The organism is Pseudomonas sp. K5002 (assembly GCF_013386655.1).
In the GTDB taxonomy this organism is placed as follows: Bacteria; Pseudomonadota; Gammaproteobacteria; order Pseudomonadales; family Pseudomonadaceae; genus Aquipseudomonas.
The window spans coordinates 1-753 of record NZ_JACARK010001049.1 but is presented as its reverse complement, the minus strand read 5'-3'; the positions used below and the strand labels follow the sequence as shown (position 1 = coordinate 753).

At 66.1% G+C, this 753-nt stretch carries 1 protein-coding gene; it reads left to right on the top strand.

Annotated elements, in window-relative coordinates:
- Positions 1-753, top strand: a 753-nt coding sequence (locus HX846_RS33025) for a fimbria/pilus outer membrane usher protein (protein WP_178967032.1), incomplete at both ends; no start/stop codon positions are given.

Sequence of the window (753 nt, the reverse complement as noted above, 5' to 3'; positions counted from 1 at the left end):
GGTGATACCGGCCCCGCTGGCCGACAGCCGCTGCCATGACTTCCTCGGCGAATACCCGCAAACCGTGGTGGAGCAAGACCCCGCCAGCCTGAGCGTGAGCCTGATGGTGCCCACCGATGCCCTGCGCCCGCGCCAACGTGAGCTGTCCGGTTATGAAACCGGAGGGTTCGCCGGCTTGCTCAACTACGACCTCACCGGTTTGTACAACCGTTATGGCGACGACGCCAGCCGCTTCGGCTCGGCCAATACCGAGCTGGGCTTCAACGCGGGCGACTGGATCGTGCGCAGCCGCCAGGTGCAGACCTGGCAGGATTCCAGGTCTCGCAGCACTCACCTGGAAGCCTATGCCCAGCGCACCTTCGCCGAGCAGCAGGCGGTGTTGCAGGCCGGGCAGATCAACCTCTACAACCCGGTGCTGTCGTCCGCGCAGATCACCGGCATGCAACTGTTTACCGAACAGGCCCTGCAGGACCAGGAACAGGGCTCGACCATCAGCGGCATCGCCAACAGCCCGGCCCAGGTGGAGGTGCGCCAGAACGGCGCGCTGATTCACTCCACGGTGGTGCCGGCCGGGCCGTTCTCGCTGACCGACGTGAGGCGCCTGAACACACGCTCCGACGTTGAAGTGACAGTCAAGGAAAGCACCGGCGAAGAGCGGCGCTTCAGCGTGCCGGCGGCGATGCTCGGCATCGGCTTGCCAGCGCCGGGTTACTCGTTGGGGGCGGGCCGGGTGCGCAATATCGGCGATACACG